Origin of the sequence: Rhodococcus wratislaviensis (assembly GCF_900455735.1) — a bacterium.
Taxonomy (GTDB): Bacteria; Actinomycetota; Actinomycetes; order Mycobacteriales; family Mycobacteriaceae; genus Rhodococcus_F; species Rhodococcus_F wratislaviensis.
The window spans coordinates 1,206,857-1,224,716 of the sequence record NZ_UAUI01000001.1; the positions used below are offsets into that span (position 1 = coordinate 1,206,857).

A 17,860-nucleotide genomic window follows, 5' to 3' on the forward strand; every position below is an offset into this window, starting at 1 on the left:
CGGTCAACGGGGCGCCCCTACCTGCATTTTCTCCTCCGGACCCGGTTGCATACCCCATCACCGGGACCCCGGAAAAAATTCACCCCCCTGATCCCACATCGTGAGACTCCTACGCGTAAGTAACTAACAGATGGACTATTGGGGTCTCGCTTCCAGGCCGAACGTCCAGGTTGGAGCGATATCCGAACAATCGGGTCGGAATCGGTTCAGTTGGACGTCTGACCAATTCGAGGACACCCGTGGCCCGCTGGGTTACCGTCGGGGCCTCCGACACCCGCATTTCAGGAGTCACGATGACGGTCACCGACGACGCACTCGCGACGCTCGCCGCCGCGCTCCCCCAGGGATGCCTCGTCACCGATCCGGACATCCTGGCCTCCTACCGCCAGGACTGGGCGCGCGATCCCGACGCCGTCCTCCCCCTCGCCGTCGCCCGCCCCACGACCACCGAGGAAGTCCAGGTGGTGATGCGCTGGGCGACCGAGCACCGCGTCCCGGTGATCCCGCGCGGTGCGGGATCCGGGCTCAGCGGCGGCGCCACCGCCGTGGCGGGCTGCGTGGTGGTCAGCACCGAGCGAATGCGCCGGATCGAGGTGGACCCGGTGACGCGGATCGCCGTCGTCGAACCTGGACTGCTCAACGCCGAGGTCAAGGCCGCGGCCGCCGAGCACGGGCTCTGGTATCCACCGGATCCGTCGTCGTTCGAGATGTGCTCGATCGGCGGCAACGTCGCGACCAACGCCGGTGGCCTGTGCTGCGTCAAGTACGGCGTCACCACCGACTACGTCCTCGCACTGCGCGTCGTCCTCGCGGACGGGACGGACGTCCGCCTGGGCGGGCCGCGCCTGAAGGACGTGGCAGGCCTGTCGCTGACCAAGTTGTTCGTCGGGAGCGAGGGAACCCTCGGCATCGTCACCGAGGCGACGCTGAGACTGATCCCGGCCCAGCCGCCGTCGAGCACCCTCGTCGCGTCGTTCGCCTCCGTCCAGGCCGCCGCCGACACCGTCCTGGCCATCACCCGCACGCTGCGGCCGTCGATGCTCGAATTCATGGACCGCGCCTCGATCGGCGCCGTCGAGGACGCGCTGAAGATGGGCCTGGACCGGACGGCGGAGGCGATGCTCATCGCCCGCACGGACGCGCCCGGTGCGATTGCGGCCGAAGAGATTTCCGTGATGGCGGACGCCTGCACGGCGAACGGCGCGTCCGAGGTCTTCACCACCGACGACCCCGAGGAGGGCGAAGCCTTCGCCGCGGCAAGACGATTCGCGATCCCCGCCGTCGAGCGGCTCGGGAGCCTGCTCCTCGAGGACGTCGGGGTCCCGCTCCCGAAACTGCCTGCGCTGGTGGAGGGAATCGCGGCCATCTCCCGCGAGCGTGACGTGATGGTCGCGGTGATCGCGCACGCCGGCGACGGAAACACGCACCCGCTCATCGTGTTCGACCCCGAGGACGCCGCGATGGCCGAGCGCGCCCACGTTGCCTTCGGCGAGATCATGGACCTCGCAATCTCTCTCGGCGGCACGATCACCGGCGAGCACGGCGTGGGCCGGCTGAAGAAGGCCTGGCTGCCCGACCAGTTGGGCGAGGACGTCATGGAATTGACGCAGCGGATCAAGAACGCCCTGGACCCGCTGGGGATCCTCAACCCCGGAGCGATTCTGTAGCTACGCGGTTCGGGTGCGAGACCCAATGGTTACCCTAGGGGCTGGTGTGACAGGTGAGGTATTGCTAGCGTGACCGGACCCGACTCGATTCGTCGCAGAGAGGTGCGCTCGTGACCAGACTCCGCCGTGTCGCCTCCCTGGCGATGCCCGCCTTACTCGCTTCTACCTGCACGTTGTTCACGATGACGCCACCTGTTGCGACGGCGGCGCCGTGCCTCGGGACCGGCAGCCTCGGGTCGAGCGGATCGAATCAGGGCATCAACCCCATTCCCTGGCTGAACGGAAGCGACGGTCGCCTTCCCGAGCTCCGCGGCAAAACTCAGGCTATCGCGCACATCACCGGGCCGCGCAGCTCCAACGACACGATCGGCAGGTTCCGGGTGCTCGGCACCGACCTCGGCATCATGTGGGACAACGGCGGAGGTGAGATCCTCACCGCGTTCGGTGACACCGTCGGACTGAGCGACAACCCGCTGTGCGGTCTGGTCGGCGACTGGCGCAGCAACATCCTGTTGCGCAGCTCCGACAAGGACCTCACCGACGGGATGGGCATCGACAATTCCCCGATCGACGCCCCGAACCATTCCAAGGAGATCATCCAGAGCCAGAAGGTCCCGGGTGTGGAGCAGACCGTCATCCCCACCACCGGCATCTCGGTCGGCGAGGGTCCCGGCGCGACGCAGTACATCAACTACATGTCCGTGCGGAGCTGGGGCGCCCCCGGCGAGTGGGACACCAACGCGTCCGGCATCGCGTACTCCGTGGACAACGGCGAGAACTGGGTCACCGACCCCCTGACGCTGCGGCCCAACGTGCCGGGCACGGGCGCTGAGAACTTCCAGATGGGCTCGTACGTCAAGCACGACGGATTCGTCTACGCGTTCGGCACGCCGTCGGGTCGCTCCGGCGACGCCCGGTTGTCGCGGGTGAAGGAAGCGGACATCCGGAACCTCACTTTGTACGAGTACTGGGACGGCAAGGCGTGGGTGAAGGCCAACGCGACCGTCGCCGCACCGGTCATCCCCGGACCGGTCAGCGAGTTGTCGGTGCAGTTCAACCAGTACCTCGGTCAGTTCGTGGCGATGTACACCGATGCCGGCAATTCGGTGGTCATGCGCCGGTCCGACCACCTCGAATCCGGCTGGAGCGAACCCGAGGTGCTGGTGAGCAGCCGGGACGTGCCCGAGCTGTACGGCGCGTACATGCACCCGTGGTCGCAGGGATCCGATCTGTATTTCCTGGCCACCACCTGGTCGGACTACAACGTCATGCTGCTGCGCACCGACCTCGCGGACTGACGGTAATCTGCGAGTGACAGCGTGCGCGGGTCAGCGCACGCCACACGAGCAGAGGAGCGGTCTGTGGCGGCCACGGTGGAGCACGACGTGTCGGAATCCCGGTTCGAGATCTACCTCGACGGCCAGCTGGCCGGATACGCCGACTACTTCGAGCGGAACGGTGCCCGCGACTTCCACCACACCGTGACGTACCCGCAGTTCCGAGGGCAGGGTCTGGCCGCGGAGGTGGTGAAGGCCGCCCTCGACGACACGAAGTCCCGCGGGCTCACCGTGATTCCGTCGTGCTCGTACGTCGAGAAGTACATCGCCGAGAATCCGAGCTATGCGGAGCTCGTCTGATCCGGTCCGCCTGACCGTTCGCGCGACGTGCCTGGTCGCCGTGGCGGTCGTGCTGGCCGGCTGCGGTTCCGGCGACGGTTCCGAGACCGGTCCGGCGTCCGCGCCGACCACGTCGGTGTCCGCTCAGCCCGGCGCGTTCGTGGGTGAATGCGGCTCGCTGACCGACGCCGAGGTGTACGAGCGGGCCGGGATCACCGGGCTCACCCCGGTGTCGCGCAACGGCATCAAGTGCCGGTGGGAAGCGGACGGCGGCGAACGGTACGTGATGTTCACCTGGTACCGGGGCAGCCCCATCGACCGGGAACGGTCGGTGGCCAAGGGCATCGGTCACGAGGTCCACGACCTCGAGATCGCCGGGCATCGCGGATTCTCCTCGCAGAACGTCGGGTTCTGCGAGGTCGCGCTCGGCACGGGTGCCGACTTCGTGCACTGGCTGGTCCGCTACGGCACGGGCACCGCACCCTCCGACCCGTGCGCGGCCCCGACCGCGCTCGGCCGGCTGACGTTGGAGAAGGTCAAATGAGCGGCGGCCGCCGGCTCGCCGCAGCGGTGGCGGCGGCGATGATGCTGGCCGGCTGCGGCACCTCCGTCACCGGCAACCCCCTACCCGAAGGCGCGGCCGCCGCCGAAGAAGGCGGCTCGCCGCAGTTCGACAAGCTCCTCCGCGAGTGCGACGCGGTCCCGAACGACAAGATCGCGGAGACCCTCCACGGCGCCGGCATCGACCAGTACTTCTTCGGCGCGGTGTGCATGTGGACGGTGTCGTCCGCCGCCGGATCGATCGACGTGACGTTCGGCTGGTTCGAGAACAACTCGCTGCAACGGGAGCGGAGTGTGGCGGACCAGCTGGGCTACCAGGTGGAAACCACGTCGATCGCGGGCACGTCGGCGTTCAGCGCCCGGCGCCCGGGTGATTCGGCGACGTGCGGGATCACCGCCGCCTATTCCGGCGTCATCACCTGGTGGGTGCAGCAGCGCTCGGGCACCGGCGACCCGTGCGACGGAGCGCGCACTCTCGCCGAACTGACCCTGCAACGCAACCAGTAGCGGCCGAAATTCGGTCGCGGTGGCCTCGACCTCGCTGTTAGCGTCGAAGGACCACCGATCGAGCCGACCAGAGGACCCTTGCCGTGACCGCCACCGAGACGGCTGTGACTCGCCGGTTCGGGCCCCTGATCCTCCTGAACCTCGCGACGCTGTTCTCGTCCACGGGCAACGGCATCGCGATCGTCGTGCTGCCCTGGCTCGTGCTCGAGAGGACCGGTCGCGCGTCCGACGCCGCGATCGTAGCGGGCGCGGCCACGCTGCCGCTGCTGTTGTCGAGCCTGTTCGCGGGCACGTTCGTCGACCTGTTCGGGCGTCGCCGTACGTCGATGATCTCCGACTGCCTGTCCGCCCTGTCGGTGGCGGCCATCCCGGTGATCGCGAACACCACCGGCCTCACCGTCACGGTGATCGCCGTCCTCGCCGCGATCGGCGCGGCGTTCGATCCGGCCGGGATCGCGGCGCGGGAGTCGATGCTGCCCGCCGCCACCAAGTCCGCCGGGTGGTCCCTCGACCGGATGAACAGCCTCTACGAGGCCAACTACAACGTGGCGTATCTCGTCGGACCGGGCATCGGCGGCGTCCTCATCGCCACAGTGGGTGCGGTGAACACGTTGTGGGTCACCGCCGTCGGCTTCGTGCTGTCCGTGGTGACCATCGCGTTCCTGCGACTCGAGAACGCAGGTAGACCCGACACGGCCACGCGCCCGACGTCCATCTGGCACGGCACGCTCGAGGGCCTGAAGTTCGTGTGGCACAACCGGCTCCTGCGGACGATCGCTCTGGTGGACATGGCGGTGGTCGCGCTGTACATGCCCGTCGAATCGGTGGTGTTCCCGGTGTACTTCACCGAACTCGACAAGCCCGCGCAACTGGGTTCGGTCCTGATGGCGCTCAGCATCGGCGGCGTGGTGGGCGCCCTCGCGTACGGACCGCTCGCGCCGTTCGTGTCGCGCAGGATGCTGATGGTGGTGGCGGTGACGGTGCTGGGCGCGGCCATGGTCGCGATGGCGTTCCTGCCGCCGCTGTGGGCGATTCTGGCGCTGGCCCTCCTGCAGGGTCTCGTGTTCGGTCCGGTCGGCCCGATCGCCAACTACGCCATGCAGACTCGCAGTCCGGAGCACATGCGCGGACGGGTCACCGGAGTCATGACGTCCACCGCGTACGCCGCGGGCCCGTTGGGCTACCTGCTGGCCGGTCCCCTCCTCGACAAGTGGGGCATCCAGCCGACGTTCTTCGTGCTCGCGATCCCGGTCCTGATCATCGGGCTGGCGTGCTTCGCGCTGCCCGTGCTGAAGGAACTGGACGACAAGGTGCCCGTCAGTTGAAGCCCATGACGTCGTTTCCCCAGGCGATCCGCATCTCGTGGTCGGGATCCTTCACGAGACTGTCCGCGCCGTCGATCAGTAGCGTCGAGCGGTTCTCCTCGTCGTAGGGCGCCCAGTGCTTGGACCCGTCCAGCGCGGCGGGGACACCGTGCCGCGCGAACGCGAGCCACCGGCGCTGGATCCGGCCCGACACCTCGAGCGCCGTCTTCCGGCCGCCGAGCCAGAACGTCGGGTCGATGTTGAGGGTGTCGAAATTGCCGAAGACGTACGGGAGTTCGGTGGCATGCCCCGCTCCGATGCGCGCGGCCTTGAGCATCGGCGTTGCCTGATCGAACCGGTACATCCACGTCGGTGAGTGCCTGCTGTGGGCGTCGGCCACCCACAGCGCGGGCATCCGGAACGCGGCGTCCCGCGACATCGCGAGCGCGCCCTTCGGCTTGCCGCGGTCCGGGTACGCCGACAGGATGTCCGCGAGGCGGGCGGCGGGCAGTTCGGGGTGATCGGCCGCGATCGCCCTCAGCATCTCCTGCACCGAATCCGACGTAACCGGTAGCAGAGGCGATTTCATGAACTTGAAGATCGACGACTCGTCCTTGTTGGAACCGATGATGAGGGGGATGCGGTGCGAGTAGCCCTTCTGGAACGCGGCCACCGGGTAGCGGGGCAGGAAGTCGCGGTCCACTACGGGCGCCATCGCGAGGGTGCCCGGAATCCTGGTCGGCACCTCGTTGACGAGGGTGTCGCTGGCCTCGATGACCGTGCGATACGGAAGGTGCAGCAGCGTGTCGATCTGCTCAGGTTCCACCTCGAGGATGTCGAGGAACTGCTTCGCGACGGTGGCCGCCCGCTCGCTCCCGTAGACCGACGTGGCGGGTGGGCTCTGGGCGATCGCGCGGTGGAACAGTCCCTCCGCGCTCGGACACGTCATCAGCGTGGTGATCGACCCGGCGCCGGACGACTCCCCGAACACCGTCACCTCGTCCGGGTCACCGCCGAACGACGCGATGTTGTCGCGCACCCATTCGAGGGCCGCGACCTGGTCACGCAGCCCGCAGTTGGTCTCGAACACCCGCCCGGTCGTCGAGAACGACGACAGGTCGAGGAAGCCGAGCGCCCCCACTCGGTAGTTGAACGAGACCAGCACGACGTCGCCGAGGGTGGACAGGATGCGCCCGTTGTAGATGCCCTGAGCTGCGGTTCCCAGGCAGTACGCACCGCCGTGGATCCACACCATCACCGGCCGGGGGTTGCCGTCGGGTCTCGGGGCCCAGACGTTGACGGACAGGCAGTCCTCGTCCATCTCGAGTCCCGCGTCGATCGGGACGGCGGTGCCGTGTCCCTGCGGCGCCATCGGGCCGAAGTCGACGCAGTCGCGCACACCGTCCCACGGTGCGGGCGGGACCGGCGCGCGAAACCGCAGATCGCCGACGGGGGCCGCGGCGAACGGGATGCCCTTCCACGCGTAGACGTCGCCCTCGGGGTAGCCACGCACCTCGCCGTCCCGGGCACGGACGACGAGCGTGTCGCCGGACTTGTCGACCTCCACGGACGGACCTCCTCACGCAGCTCGTGCCGGGAATCTCTCGTCAAACTACCAACGATGAGCAGGCAGGACCGATCGAACAGATATAGATCAACCGTGCGCTAACATTCCTGCGTGGCCGCATGGACCGATTCCGAGGGCAAGAGCCTCCTCGACTATCCGCGCCCGTCGGTGGCGGTCGACGTCGCCGTCCTCACCGTCGACGGCACGGAATTGAAAGTCCTTGTGGTTCCCCGCCGTACGGGCGAGCTCGCACTCCCCGGCACCTTCCTCCACGAGGGTGAACGACTGCAGGACGCCGCCGAGCGGTGCCTGCGCATCAAGGCCGGCCTGAGTGGCACCGAATTCCATCAGCTGGCAATGCTCGACGATCCCGGCCGCGACGACCGCGGGTGGGTGCTGTCGATGACGCACGGGGCCGCGCTGCCCCGCACGGCGCTCCCCCGCGACACCCTGTTGATCACCGTCGACGACGATCGGGTGACGCAGGAGCTGGCGTTCGACCACGCGGACGTCGTCGCCCTCGCCGTCGCCGACCTGCGAGAGCGGTACGCGCGGTCCGTCGACCCGTCCGGCCTTGCCGGCGACACGTTCACGGTGCTCGAACTCCGCCGGGTCTACGAGGTGGTGTTCGGACGTCCCCTGCCGAAGGACTCGTTCCGGCGGCACATGATGCCTGCCCTCGACAACACCGGCGACATGGCCGTCGTCGGGACCGGCCGGCCCGCGGAGATCTACACGCGCGGCCCTGCACCTCTCCCGCCGACCGCGGCCGCTTTTCTCGCCGGCTGAGCCCGTCCACCGACCCGGGGCCTTTCCGCCCGCGGCACGGCCGGTGCTAGGGTCGGCTTGTTCTGACACGGGGTGCTCCGCACGGGCGGGGCTGAGAACACACCCGGGAACCTGCTCAGGTAATGCTGACGAAGGGATGTCAACGTTGTGAATAGCTCTGTCCAAGACGCTGCCGGCGCAGGCCAGCACGCCCGATTCACGGACCACTTGTGGGACCGGACCAAGGTGCTGCGCGAGGCGATCGACGAACTCGAGTTCCTGCGCCGCCTCGGCGACGGAACCCTGCCGCTGGACGTGTTCCGCACGTACATCGAGCAGGATTTCCTGTACCTGACCGGGTACGCGAAGGCGCTCTCCCTGGTGGCCGCGCACGCGCCGGGCCCCGTGGAGGCCGGCTTCTGGGCGGGCTCGGCGGCCGAGGCCGCCACGGTCGAGGCGACGCTGCACCAGAATCTGCTGACGAGCGGGCGACTTCCCGCGTCGGACGTGGAGCCGCTGCATTCGCCTGCCTGCCTCGGGTACATCTCCTACCTGACGGCCGTCGCCGCCACCGAGCCGTACGCGGTGGCCGCGGCCGCGGTGCTGCCCTGCTTCTGGATCTACGCCGACGTCGGGCACCGGCTCGCGGCGAGCGCCCGTGAGGTGCTCTCCGCCGACCCGTCGCACCCCTACGCGCAGTGGGTGACCACCTACGACGCGGAGGAATTCCACGCCGCCGTCGCGACGGCCCGCGAACTCGTGGACGCCGCGGCCGAGGCCTCGACCGACGCCCAGCGCGAGGCGATGGCGGAGGCGTTCGTGATCGCCAGCCGCTACGAACTCATGTTCTGGGACACCGCCCTCAACAAGCAGGAATGGCCGGCGTCGTGACACTCTTCTCTCGTATCAAACGCGCCGCCACCGCAGCCGTCGTCCTGGTCTCCGCCCTCTCGCTGCTCACCGGTTGCGCCGGTGACTCGCAGTCCGGCGACACCATCCGGTTCGCACTCGACTGGACACCGAACACCAACCACACCGGTCTGTTCGTCGCCCAGCAGGAAGGGTGGTTCGCGGACGCCGGACTCGACGTGCAGGTGCTGCCCTACAACGACACCTCGCCCGACACCCTGGTCGACGCCGGTAACGCGGAGTTCGGGGTGAGCTTCCAGAGTTCCGCGACGTTCTCGAAGGCCGCGGGCGCACAGACCACGTCGGTGATGGCTCCGCTGCAGCACTGGGCGACGGGCATCGCGGTGAAGGCCGATCGCGCCGACATCACCCGCCCCCGGGATCTGGACGGCAAGATCTACGCCGGCTTCGCGGACCCGGACGGCGAGGAGACGCTGAAGCAGATCATCCGGAACGACGGCGGCAAAGGCGAATTCACCACGGTCACGCTCGGCACCTCGGCCTACGAGGCCGTGTACTCCGGCACCGCCGACTTCACCGTGTCGTTCTTCGGCTGGGAGGGCATCGAGGCCGAGCACCAGGGCACCCCGATGCGCTACTTCCACTACACCGACTACGGCTTCCCGGATGCGTACGCGCTCGTCATCGAGGGCAACGAGCAGTGGATGGCCGACCATCCCGAGCAGGCCCGCAAGTTCGTCCAGGCGCTGCAGCGTGGATACCAGTTCGCTGCCGACCGGCCCGACGAGGCCGCGCAGATACTGATCGACGCCAACCCCGGCGCCTTCACGGACGAATCCCTCGTGCGGGAGAGCCAGCAGATGCTGTCCTCCGAGTACATGAAGGACGGTTCCGGCAAGGTCGGGACACAGACGGCCGAGCAGTGGGCGGGGTACTCCGGTTTCCTGTTCAAGCACGGCCTGCTCACCGGCCCCGACGGGGCACCGCTGACCACGGAACCCGACTGGTCGACGTATTTCACCAATGAGTACCTCGCTCAGCCCTGACCCCAGTCTCCGTACCACGGCCCCGGGCACGTCCCCGCTGCTGCGGCGGGTGCTGCCCGCGGTCGTGGTCGTGGCACTGCTGGTCGTCGCGTGGCAGGTGTACGTGACGGTCAGCGGTATCCGGCCGCAGGTGCTGCCGTCGCCGCTGCGGGTCGTCCAGCAGGGCTGGCGGGCGCGGGACGCCATCTCCGGTCACGCCTCCGCGACACTCCAGGTGACGCTGATCGGGTTCGCTGTGTCCCTGCTCTTCGCGTGGGCCCTCGCGGTGCTCGTGGACTTCTCGCCATGGCTGCGACGCGCGTTCGTTCCGCTGTTCGTCGTGTCGCAGACACTGCCGATCATCGCGATCGCGCCGCTGATGATCATCTGGTTCGGATTCGGTCTGCTGCCGAAGATTCTCGTGATCGCGCTCGCCACGTTCTTCCCGATGACGATCGGTCTGATCGAGGGTTTCGCCGCCGCCGACCGGGAGGCCGGCGCGTTGTTGCGCAGCATGGGCGCCTCACGGTGGCAGGAATTCCGCTACGTGCGGCTTCCGTCGGCGATCCCCCGGTTCTTCACCGCCCTGCGCATCGGCATCACGTACGCCGTCGTGGGTGCCGTGTTCGCCGAATACGTCGGGGCCACGTCCGGTCTCGGCATCTACATGGCGACGCAGAAGAACTCCTTCCGCACCGACCTCGTGCTGGCGGCGGTGCTCGTGACCGCCGTGATCAGCGTCAGCCTCTACCTGCTCACCTTCGCGGTCGAGCGCGTCGTCGCCCCGTGGATCAAGAACGAAAGGGCCCGGCATGAGTGACACCGCGCGCGTCGCACTGTCCGGTCTGAGCAAGGGATTCCCGGTCCGCGGCGGCATCCGGCCGGTCCTCGACGACGTCTCGTTCACCGTCGAACCGGGTGAGTTCGTGTCGGTGATCGGCCCCAGCGGCTGCGGGAAGAGCACCGCGTTCTCCATGCTCGCCGGTCTCGACCGACCCGACTCCGGCACCGTCACGATCGGCGGCGAACCGGTGCGTCCCGCGGGGAGCGGCCCCGCGAAATGCGCGTACATGCCGCAGAAGGACCTGCTGTTCCCGTGGCGCACCGTCCTCGACAACACCACCCTCGGACTCGAGGTGCAGGGTGTGCCCCGGAAGCAGGCGCGGGACAAGGCCCGGGAATTGTTCTCCGTGTTCGGTCTCGGCGGGTTCGAGGACGCCCGCCCGAGCCAGCTGTCCGGCGGGATGCGACAGCGTGCGGCGATGCTGCGGACCGTCGTCCAGGACCGTCCGGTGCTGCTGCTCGACGAGCCGTTCGGCGCCCTGGATTCGTTGACCCGCACCGAGATGCAGACCTGGTTGCAGGACGTGTGGCAGCGCTACCGCTGGACCGTCCTGATGATCACCCACGACATCCGGGAGGCCGTCTACCTGTCGGACCGGGTGGTCGTGCTGTCCGCGCGGCCCGCCACCGTGCGTCGCGAGGTGACGGTGGGCCTGCCCCGTCCCCGCGAATTGTCGATGATGACGTCGCCCGAGTTCGCGGACGTCGAACACGAACTGCTCGGGGTGCTCCACGAGGAGTCGCGTCGGGCACTCGTCGAGCAGGAGTCGGCCCGGCGCTGAAAAAGGCTGCGCCTCAGAGCAATGCCGCCTCGAGTTCACCCAGAGCCGTCTCGAGATAGAAGAGGATGCGCTGCAGGCTCGGCACCGAGCGGCGGCACCCGATGACTCCGAAATCGAGGTTGCCGCCGTTGGTGGTGAGCGTGATGTTGAGCGCCTGCCCGTCCAGCACCACTGACGTCGGGTAGATGCCGTCCAGCCGGGACCCGTTCCAGTACATGGTCTTCCGCGGTCCCGGGACGTTGGAGATGATCACGTTGAACGGTGGCGGTGTGAAGCGGACGAACCCCGGCACCGGTGTCAGCGCGATCGGCGACATGTTGACCGCCGACCACGCCAGCGCCTGCATCGAGGTGAGGCTGCCGAACAGTTCCTTCCCCTGGGACATGGAGGCGGAGATCGCCGTCAGACGTTCGGCCGGGTCGTCGACGTCCGTCGCCAGGTTGCACAGCGTGACCCCCACCGCGTTGCCGCCGGCGTCGGCCTTCTGCTCGTCGCGCAGCGACACCGGAACCATCGCGATCAGCGGCTCGTCCGGCAGCGCATTCTGTTCCTCGAGGTACCCCCGCAACGCCCCGGCGCACATGGCCATCACGACGTCGTTGACACTGACCCCGGCCGCCTTCCGCACGGCGTGGACGCGTTCGAGCGGCCAGGACTGCGCGGCGAACCGGCGCGCCCCACCGATCGGGACGTTCAGCATGGTGCGAGGCGCCTCGTACGGAAACCTCATGTCGTGCTGCCCCATCGCGGTGCGGGCGATGCGCAGCGACGCAGGCGCGAGACCGGCCACCTCACCGACCGTGCGCCGGACCCCGTTCACCACCGACCAGAGGTCGGGGGCGGGGGCGGCACCGTTGGCCGACGCCCTGCGCGGCAGGTTCCACGGTGGCGGCGCGTCGCGCACGTCCGGGTCGGTCGACAACGTCCGCATCAGCAACCTCAGTCCGGAGACCCCGTCCATCAGCGAGTGGTGCAGCTTGGTGTAGATCGCGAACCGGCCGTCGCTGAGACCCTCGATCAGATACATCTCCCACAGAGGGCGATGACGGTCCAGGAGCGTGCCGTGCAACCGGGACGTGAGCGTCAGCAGTTCCCGGACCCGGTACGGGGCAGGCAGGGCCGAATGACGCACGTGGTATTCGAGATCGACGTCCGCCTCGTCGGCCCACCACAGGTTCCCGAGACTGCCGACGGGGCCCGCCGGTTTCTTCCGAAATGTGGGGTCGACGTCCGTGTGTCTCAGCAGCGTCTCGTGCATCGACTTCACGTAGTCGGGGCCGGCATCCTCCGGCGGTGTGAACAATTCGAGCGATCCCACATGCATCGGATGCTCTCGCGATTCGCCGAGAAGGAATATCGAATCGGTAACCGGCATGATCCCCACCTGGACGTTCACCCCCGCTCGGTCACTATCCCATTACGACTTCCGCCTGGATGCTACGTCGGGCGTAGCGTCCGTGCGACCAACTTCGATGTAGACCGTACGGCGCAAAGAGGTGGAAAACCTAAAGGCAGCAAGTCGACGGGCACCGAGGCCGGAACGGAGGCAGGCAATGAGCACTGCGACTTACGAATTCTGCCCGTCACCCCTCCCGGTGACGCGGCGGGAGTTCGCCGGAACCAGCCTCCAGTCGACGGCCCTCGCCCACACACTCCGTCGCACGGTCCGGCCGTTCCTCGACGGGTGGGCGCGCTACCCCGAACTGCCGTGGCCCACGGGAGTCGTCGACCTGTTCGGGTACTCGCTCGGCCCCATCCGCGGAACCGTGCGCCGGCCCATCCGGCTGCCGCACTGCCGCGCCGAATGGATCAGGCCTCCGGGTGCGCTCGGCGACCGGGCCATCCTCTACCTCCACGGCGGGGCGTTCCTGTGCTGCGGGATCAACTCCCACCGCCAGATGGTGTCCCGGATCTCGGCGGAGTCGCAGGCGTCGACGCTGAACGTCGCGTACCGGATGATCCCGCGGAACCCCATCCGGGCGGCCGTCGAGGACGGTGTCGACGGGTACCGGTGGCTGCTCTCGCACGGGTACACCGCCGACCGCATCGTCATCGCCGGCGACTCGGCAGGCGGATTCCTGACGTTCATGGTGACGCTCGAAGCCCTGCGCCAGGGGCTGCCGCGGCCCGCCGCCGACGTCGCGCTGTCGCCGCTGACCGACCTCGACCCGGTGAACAAGCTGGCCCATCCCAACGCCGACCTCTGCGCTGTCTTCCCCAAACGCGCAGTCGGCGCCCTGTCCAGGCTGATCGAAAGACTGGACACCAGGGGCGGGCACGAGCCGTCCACGTCACCCGTGGACGGCTCCCTCGCCTCCATGCCGCCGGCGCTGATCCAGACCGGCTCGCAGGAAATGGTGTACGTCGACGCGGAACTGATGTCCGAGCGACTGTCCCAGGCGGGTGTGCCGTGCGAACTGCAGGTGTGGGAACGGCAGGTGCACGTCTTCCAGGCCGCGGCCGGTCTGCTCCCCGAGGGCACCCGCGCCATCCGCGAGATCGGCCGGTTCATCCGCAAGGCCACACCCGTGAGTACTTCTTGACCGCCCGCGGTTGACAAGTACTCACGGGGTGAAGAGGTGATTCCGGTCGAGCGTGGACCCCGGTGTGCGACGGCCACCCCAGCCGATCACGGCCCGGTAGGCCCCGAGGGCCCCCGACTCCGCCAACCCCTCGGCGTCGGTGTGCGTCGAGTCCTCGGGAACCGGGGTGTCGAACGGCGCGACGTACAGCGCGTCGGTGGGACAGTTCGCCTCACACATGAAGCACGTCTGACAGTCCTCCTGATGCGCGACGACGGGAACCCCGTCCGAGCCGCGACGGAAGACGTCCGTCGGGCAGACCTTGATGCAGATGTCGCACTGCACGCAGCGGTCGGCGACGACGACCTCGATCACGACGCGGCCGTCCGGGCCTCGGCGGTGCCGCGTTCCGGTCGCACCCACACCTCGCCGAGTCCGCCCGACATCAGTCGGCGGGTCTGCGCCGGGTCGGTGTCGGGCAGGTCGGTGCGCACGTGCATCCCCCGGGTCTCGGTCCGCGCCAGCGCGGAGTGCGTCGCCCACCGCGCGACGGCGAGCATCGCGGCGGCCGAACGCGCCTGCAGCAGTTCCCGTTCGGTGCCGCCGAGCAGATCGGCGGCACCCGACCAGGCCTCGTCGAGGGCGGTCACGCTGTCCTGCAGGCTCGTCGCGCTGCGCCGGTAGCTGCGTCGCAGCGGCAGGGTGTGCTCCTGCACCAGTCCGACGATGGAGCGCGACGCCTGCCTGCGGGCGGACGGTCCGCGCAGTCCCGCCGCGCCCGCGCCGCGCACCCCGTCGAGGACGGGCCGCCCCCGTGCGAACCGGGCCGCACCCGCGCCGGCCCACGTACCGGAGGAGATGGCCCACGCCCCGTTGTGGCTGCCGCCGCCACTGCGACCGCCGGTGACGAGTTCACGGGTGGCCGCATCACCAGCCACGAACAGGCCGGGAACGTCACTGGCGCAGTCGGTGCCGGCGACCCGGATGCCACCGGTTCCGCGCACCGTTCCCTCCAGCACTGCCCGCACGGGATACTTCTGCGTGAACGGGTCGATGCCCGCCTTGTCCAGCGGCAGAAAGTAATTCGGTTGCGACGTGCGCATGGCCGCGCGGATGTCGGGTCTGGCCCGGTCCAGTCGCGCGTACACGGGGCGGCCGGCGGCGAGGTGCGCCATCGCGGCCCCGCGTGCGGAGAACCCGCCGTCCCCGAGAGTTCGGCCGTCCGCGTCGTAGTAGGTGGCGAACTGCATCATCAAACCCTTGGTGTGGCCACTCCACGCCGGTGCCAGCGCGTAGGCCGTCGAGAATTCCATGCCCGAGAACGACGCCCCGACCTCGGCGGCCATCAGCAGTCCGTCGCCGGTGTCGACGTTCGTTCCGAAGCTTCCGGACAGGAATGCGCAGCCGCCGGTCGCCACGACCACTGCCCCGGCGCGCACCGACCACGGCGCGTATCCGTTCTGCCGTTGCAGACCCGCGGCACCGGACACGACGCCGTCCCCGGTGGTGAGCAGTTCCAGGGCGGGGCTGTGGTCGAGGATGGTGACCCCGGCGCGGTGCACGCGCCTGCGCATCCGGCGCATGTACTCCGGCCCCTGCAGGCTGGTGCGCACCTCCCGGCCGTCGTCGCCGGACGGAAACCGGTAGCCGGCGCCCGCCAGTTCGTCCACCCGGCGGTGGGTCTCCTCGAGCACCCGGTACATCCAGGCCGGCTCGGACAGCCTGCCGCCGTCCTCGAAGCGGGCCTGCACCGACCGTTCGCGTGCAGGACCGGGCGGGACGTTCCACAGGTTGTTGCCGCCCGACGCGGTGGGGCCGCTGGTGCCGCAGTACCCCTTGTCGGCGAGGACGACCCGCGCGCCCTCCCGGGCCGCCGCCAGTGCCGCCCACGTTCCGGCGGGTCCGCCGCCGAGGACGAGGACGTCGGCGGCGATCTCGAGGTGGCTCACGAAGCGAGCAGCATCGCCGACGCAGCGACGGCCGCCCGGGTTCGTTCGGACAGCGGGCGGCGGAACAACCAGTCGAGCAGAGACATCGTTACCCCCGGTCGGAGCGGTATGGACACCGCTCGATCGTCGACGGACCGGCTCGCCCGAACAAGGGTTCTCGTCAGCGTGCGCCGAACCCCGGCAACCATCGAGCGAACCAGCCCGGACGACTCACCTTCCGGACACATGCGGCAGCAGGCGGCAGCGCCCTCTATGGTGGACGCATTTGCACGCCGACGACGGGTAGCACATGGACGACAGGACTGTAGCGATCGGGGCACTCGCGATTGCCACCGTGTCGGCGGTCTCCGGCCTGATGATCGGTGCCGCGGGCGGCGCGTTCGGCAACCGCGGGCCGGCAGTGGTGCCGCCACCGCTGACGTCGGAGGGCCTGCAGGCCGCCGGGCCCTACAGCGCCGCGCCGGCCACCTTCCAGGTGTTCGTCCCGCCGACCCCGACCTGGCAGATGGCCGACCTCACCACCCCGCGGGCCGTCACCCTCACCACCGAACCGGCGCCGGTGACCACGGCGCCGCCGCCCGCGCCCTCGACGACTCCCGCCCCGCCTCCGCCGCCACCGGTCCGGACCACGGTCGCGCCACCTCCCCCGACGATCAGCCTCGCCCCGGTCACCACACCCGTCACCCGGCCTCCCGTCGTCACGACGACCGAGCAGACCGCGCCCCGGATCGCGGCCCCGCCGACGGCGGCACCCGCGGAGCCGACGCTGCCGCCGGTCACCACCACCACGACGACGCGTCCGGTGATCACCATCCCGCCCCTCACCACCAGACCGCGAGGCTGACGCTCGGGAGCGCTGACAAGCCCCGTGCAGGAGTCGGTAAGGTGGCTTCCCGCCGGATTGGGGGGTCCACTCCGGGACCGTGAGTGTCCAGCATCGGAGGTCGGGGATGAATGGGGAGAATTTTCGGTCGGGCGAGTGGGATCACCGCGCCATCAGGAGCGCGGTCGACGCGCTGAGGCCCGCCGAGTCCGGTGCGGTCGCCGCGGCCTGGGACGACCTCGGACGGCGGTTCCAGGAGTCGGTCACCGCGTTCCACGACAGAACCCGCGCCGCCGTCGACGCCGGCTGGCGTGGGCCGGCCGCGACCGCGGTGGCGTCGGCGCTCGACGACTACGCCGCCCGCGCCGGGCAGGTCGGGAGCCGGTTCACCGATGTGGGTGATGCGTTGCGGCACGCGACCGCCGGCGCCGAAGCGGTGCGCGGCGCAGTGGCCCTTCCCGGCGACCACCCGACCGACTGGACCCGGGTGCTGCCGGACAACTGGACCGCGGAAGCCGACGCCGACGCCGCGGAACAGGACGCGAAGGCCGCCATGGACACCCTCTACACCTCGGCGTATCGCGATGCGGACGAACGACTCCCCACCGCCGGCCTCGCCGCGACCCACGCCGCGGCAACGGCCCACGGCCAGCCGGTGGGCTTCGACATCGGACCGAACGGAGTGCACGGCATACCCAGCGATCAGCAGGTGGCCGAGCCCGAGTCCGAGTCCGAATCCGTCCCGCGCAATGAGCACCGCAGGAGCGGCCAGGTGCTGTTCGAGGACCCGTCGCCGACCGCACCGGTTGCGCCGGGTTCGATCGCGGGTGCGGCGCTGGCCGGGGCCGTCGGCGGCGGGGTGGCGCAGTACGCGCGCAGCATCGTGTCCTCTCACCGGACGCCCGGCCCCGAGCGGTCGAGCGGTCCGGCCGTGCCCGCCGCGCGGAAAGTCGAGGAGGAACCCCCGACGTACCTCGAGAGCATCGACGAGGGAAGCGAACTCGTCGGGAAACTGCCCCTCGTCACACCCGCGGTGATCGGCGAATAGTCGTGGCG

Annotated in this window: 18 protein-coding genes and 1 riboswitch; of the genes, 14 read left to right on the forward strand and 4 right to left on the reverse strand. The window is 69.3% G+C overall.

The genetic code is table 11. The annotated features are described in order from the left end of the window. The first annotated feature begins 293 nt into the window (after positions 1-293). From DTA22_RS05570 to DTA22_RS05595, 6 genes are all read left to right on the forward strand, one after another. A complete protein-coding gene (locus DTA22_RS05570; protein WP_112298710.1) occupies positions 294-1,667 on the forward strand; it encodes an FAD-binding oxidoreductase in 1,374 nt (457 codons plus the stop codon). Positions 1,668-1,777: 110 nt separating this feature from the next. After that, complete coding sequence (locus tag DTA22_RS05575; protein ID WP_112298711.1) at positions 1,778-2,965, forward strand: DUF4185 domain-containing protein; 1,188 nt, start codon at positions 1,778-1,780, stop codon at positions 2,963-2,965. 63 nt (positions 2,966-3,028) lie between these two features. Then, on the forward strand, positions 3,029-3,304 hold the full coding sequence (locus DTA22_RS05580; RefSeq protein ID WP_112298712.1) for a GNAT family N-acetyltransferase: 276 nt from the start codon (positions 3,029-3,031) through the stop codon (positions 3,302-3,304). After that, the gene (locus DTA22_RS05585) at positions 3,288-3,827 is read left to right on the forward strand and encodes a DUF3558 domain-containing protein (RefSeq protein WP_112298713.1); all 540 of its coding nucleotides are present in this window, start codon (positions 3,288-3,290) and stop codon (positions 3,825-3,827) included. Before DTA22_RS05580 ends, DTA22_RS05585 begins: the two co-directional genes overlap by 17 nt. Further along, positions 3,824-4,351, forward strand: coding sequence for a DUF3558 domain-containing protein (locus DTA22_RS05590; RefSeq protein ID WP_112298714.1), 528 nt, complete (start codon positions 3,824-3,826; stop codon positions 4,349-4,351). The genes DTA22_RS05585 and DTA22_RS05590 overlap by 4 nt, the downstream gene beginning before the upstream one ends. Before the next feature lie 83 nt (positions 4,352-4,434). Then, positions 4,435-5,676, forward strand: coding sequence for an MFS transporter (locus DTA22_RS05595; RefSeq protein WP_112298715.1), 1,242 nt, complete (start codon positions 4,435-4,437; stop codon positions 5,674-5,676). Here DTA22_RS05595 and DTA22_RS05600 read toward each other — a convergent pair. Then, on the reverse strand, positions 5,669-7,222 hold the full coding sequence (locus tag DTA22_RS05600) for a carboxylesterase/lipase family protein (protein ID WP_037227012.1): 1,554 nt from the start codon (positions 7,220-7,222) through the stop codon (positions 5,669-5,671). The genes DTA22_RS05595 and DTA22_RS05600 overlap by 8 nt on opposite strands. Before the next feature lie 111 nt (positions 7,223-7,333). Here DTA22_RS05600 and DTA22_RS05605 point away from each other — a divergent pair, with 111 nt between their 5' ends. The 5 genes from DTA22_RS05605 to DTA22_RS05625 all read left to right on the forward strand — a co-directional run bounded on the left by DTA22_RS05605 (position 7,334) and on the right by DTA22_RS05625 (position 11,510). Further along, positions 7,334-8,011, forward strand: coding sequence for an NUDIX hydrolase (locus tag DTA22_RS05605; RefSeq protein ID WP_037227011.1), 678 nt, complete (start codon positions 7,334-7,336; stop codon positions 8,009-8,011). 58 nt (positions 8,012-8,069) lie between these two features. Further along, a riboswitch (TPP riboswitch) is annotated at positions 8,070-8,165 on the forward strand. Further along, positions 8,159-8,881: a TenA family protein gene (locus tag DTA22_RS05610; protein WP_037227009.1), complete on the forward strand. Its 723-nt coding sequence runs from the start codon at positions 8,159-8,161 to the stop codon at positions 8,879-8,881. (Overlaps the previous riboswitch by 7 nt.) Then, positions 8,866-9,906, forward strand: a complete 1,041-nt coding sequence (locus tag DTA22_RS05615) for an ABC transporter substrate-binding protein (protein WP_081792192.1) — start codon at positions 8,866-8,868, stop codon at positions 9,904-9,906. Before DTA22_RS05610 ends, DTA22_RS05615 begins: the two co-directional genes overlap by 16 nt. Then, a complete protein-coding gene (locus tag DTA22_RS05620; protein ID WP_061044482.1) occupies positions 9,884-10,705 on the forward strand; it encodes an ABC transporter permease in 822 nt (273 codons plus the stop codon). The genes DTA22_RS05615 and DTA22_RS05620 overlap by 23 nt, the downstream gene beginning before the upstream one ends. Continuing rightward, a complete protein-coding gene (locus DTA22_RS05625) occupies positions 10,698-11,510 on the forward strand; it encodes an ABC transporter ATP-binding protein (RefSeq protein WP_112298716.1) in 813 nt (270 codons plus the stop codon). Before DTA22_RS05620 ends, DTA22_RS05625 begins: the two co-directional genes overlap by 8 nt. Before the next feature lie 13 nt (positions 11,511-11,523). Here DTA22_RS05625 and DTA22_RS05630 read toward each other — a convergent pair whose 3' ends face one another. Then, a complete protein-coding gene (locus DTA22_RS05630) occupies positions 11,524-12,885 on the reverse strand; it encodes a WS/DGAT/MGAT family O-acyltransferase (RefSeq protein WP_174233741.1) in 1,362 nt (453 codons plus the stop codon). A 178-nt stretch (positions 12,886-13,063) separates the two neighbouring features. Here DTA22_RS05630 and DTA22_RS05635 point away from each other — a divergent pair, with 178 nt between their 5' ends. Continuing rightward, positions 13,064-14,053, forward strand: coding sequence for an alpha/beta hydrolase (locus DTA22_RS05635; RefSeq protein ID WP_037227005.1), 990 nt, complete (start codon positions 13,064-13,066; stop codon positions 14,051-14,053). Between the two features lie 21 nt (positions 14,054-14,074). On the opposite strand, the gene DTA22_RS05640 is transcribed toward DTA22_RS05635, so the two are convergent. Both DTA22_RS05640 and DTA22_RS05645 read right to left on the reverse strand, forming a co-directional pair. After that, positions 14,075-14,407, reverse strand: a complete 333-nt coding sequence (locus DTA22_RS05640) for a 4Fe-4S dicluster domain-containing protein (RefSeq protein ID WP_174233742.1) — start codon at positions 14,405-14,407, stop codon at positions 14,075-14,077. Further along, positions 14,404-15,981, reverse strand: coding sequence for an FAD-dependent oxidoreductase (locus DTA22_RS05645; protein ID WP_112298719.1), 1,578 nt, complete (start codon positions 15,979-15,981; stop codon positions 14,404-14,406). The genes DTA22_RS05640 and DTA22_RS05645 overlap by 4 nt, the downstream gene beginning before the upstream one ends. A gap of 289 nt (positions 15,982-16,270) precedes the next feature. On the opposite strand from DTA22_RS05645, the gene DTA22_RS05650 reads away from it, so the two are divergent. After that, positions 16,271-16,825 carry a hypothetical protein gene (locus DTA22_RS05650; protein WP_112298720.1) on the forward strand — a complete coding sequence of 185 codons (555 nt, stop codon included), beginning with the start codon at positions 16,271-16,273 and terminating at the stop codon, positions 16,823-16,825. Positions 16,826-16,931: 106 nt separating this feature from the next. Continuing rightward, positions 16,932-17,852, forward strand: a complete 921-nt coding sequence (locus tag DTA22_RS05655; protein ID WP_112298721.1) for a WXG100 family type VII secretion target — start codon at positions 16,932-16,934, stop codon at positions 17,850-17,852. Positions 17,853-17,860 lie beyond the last annotated feature (8 nt).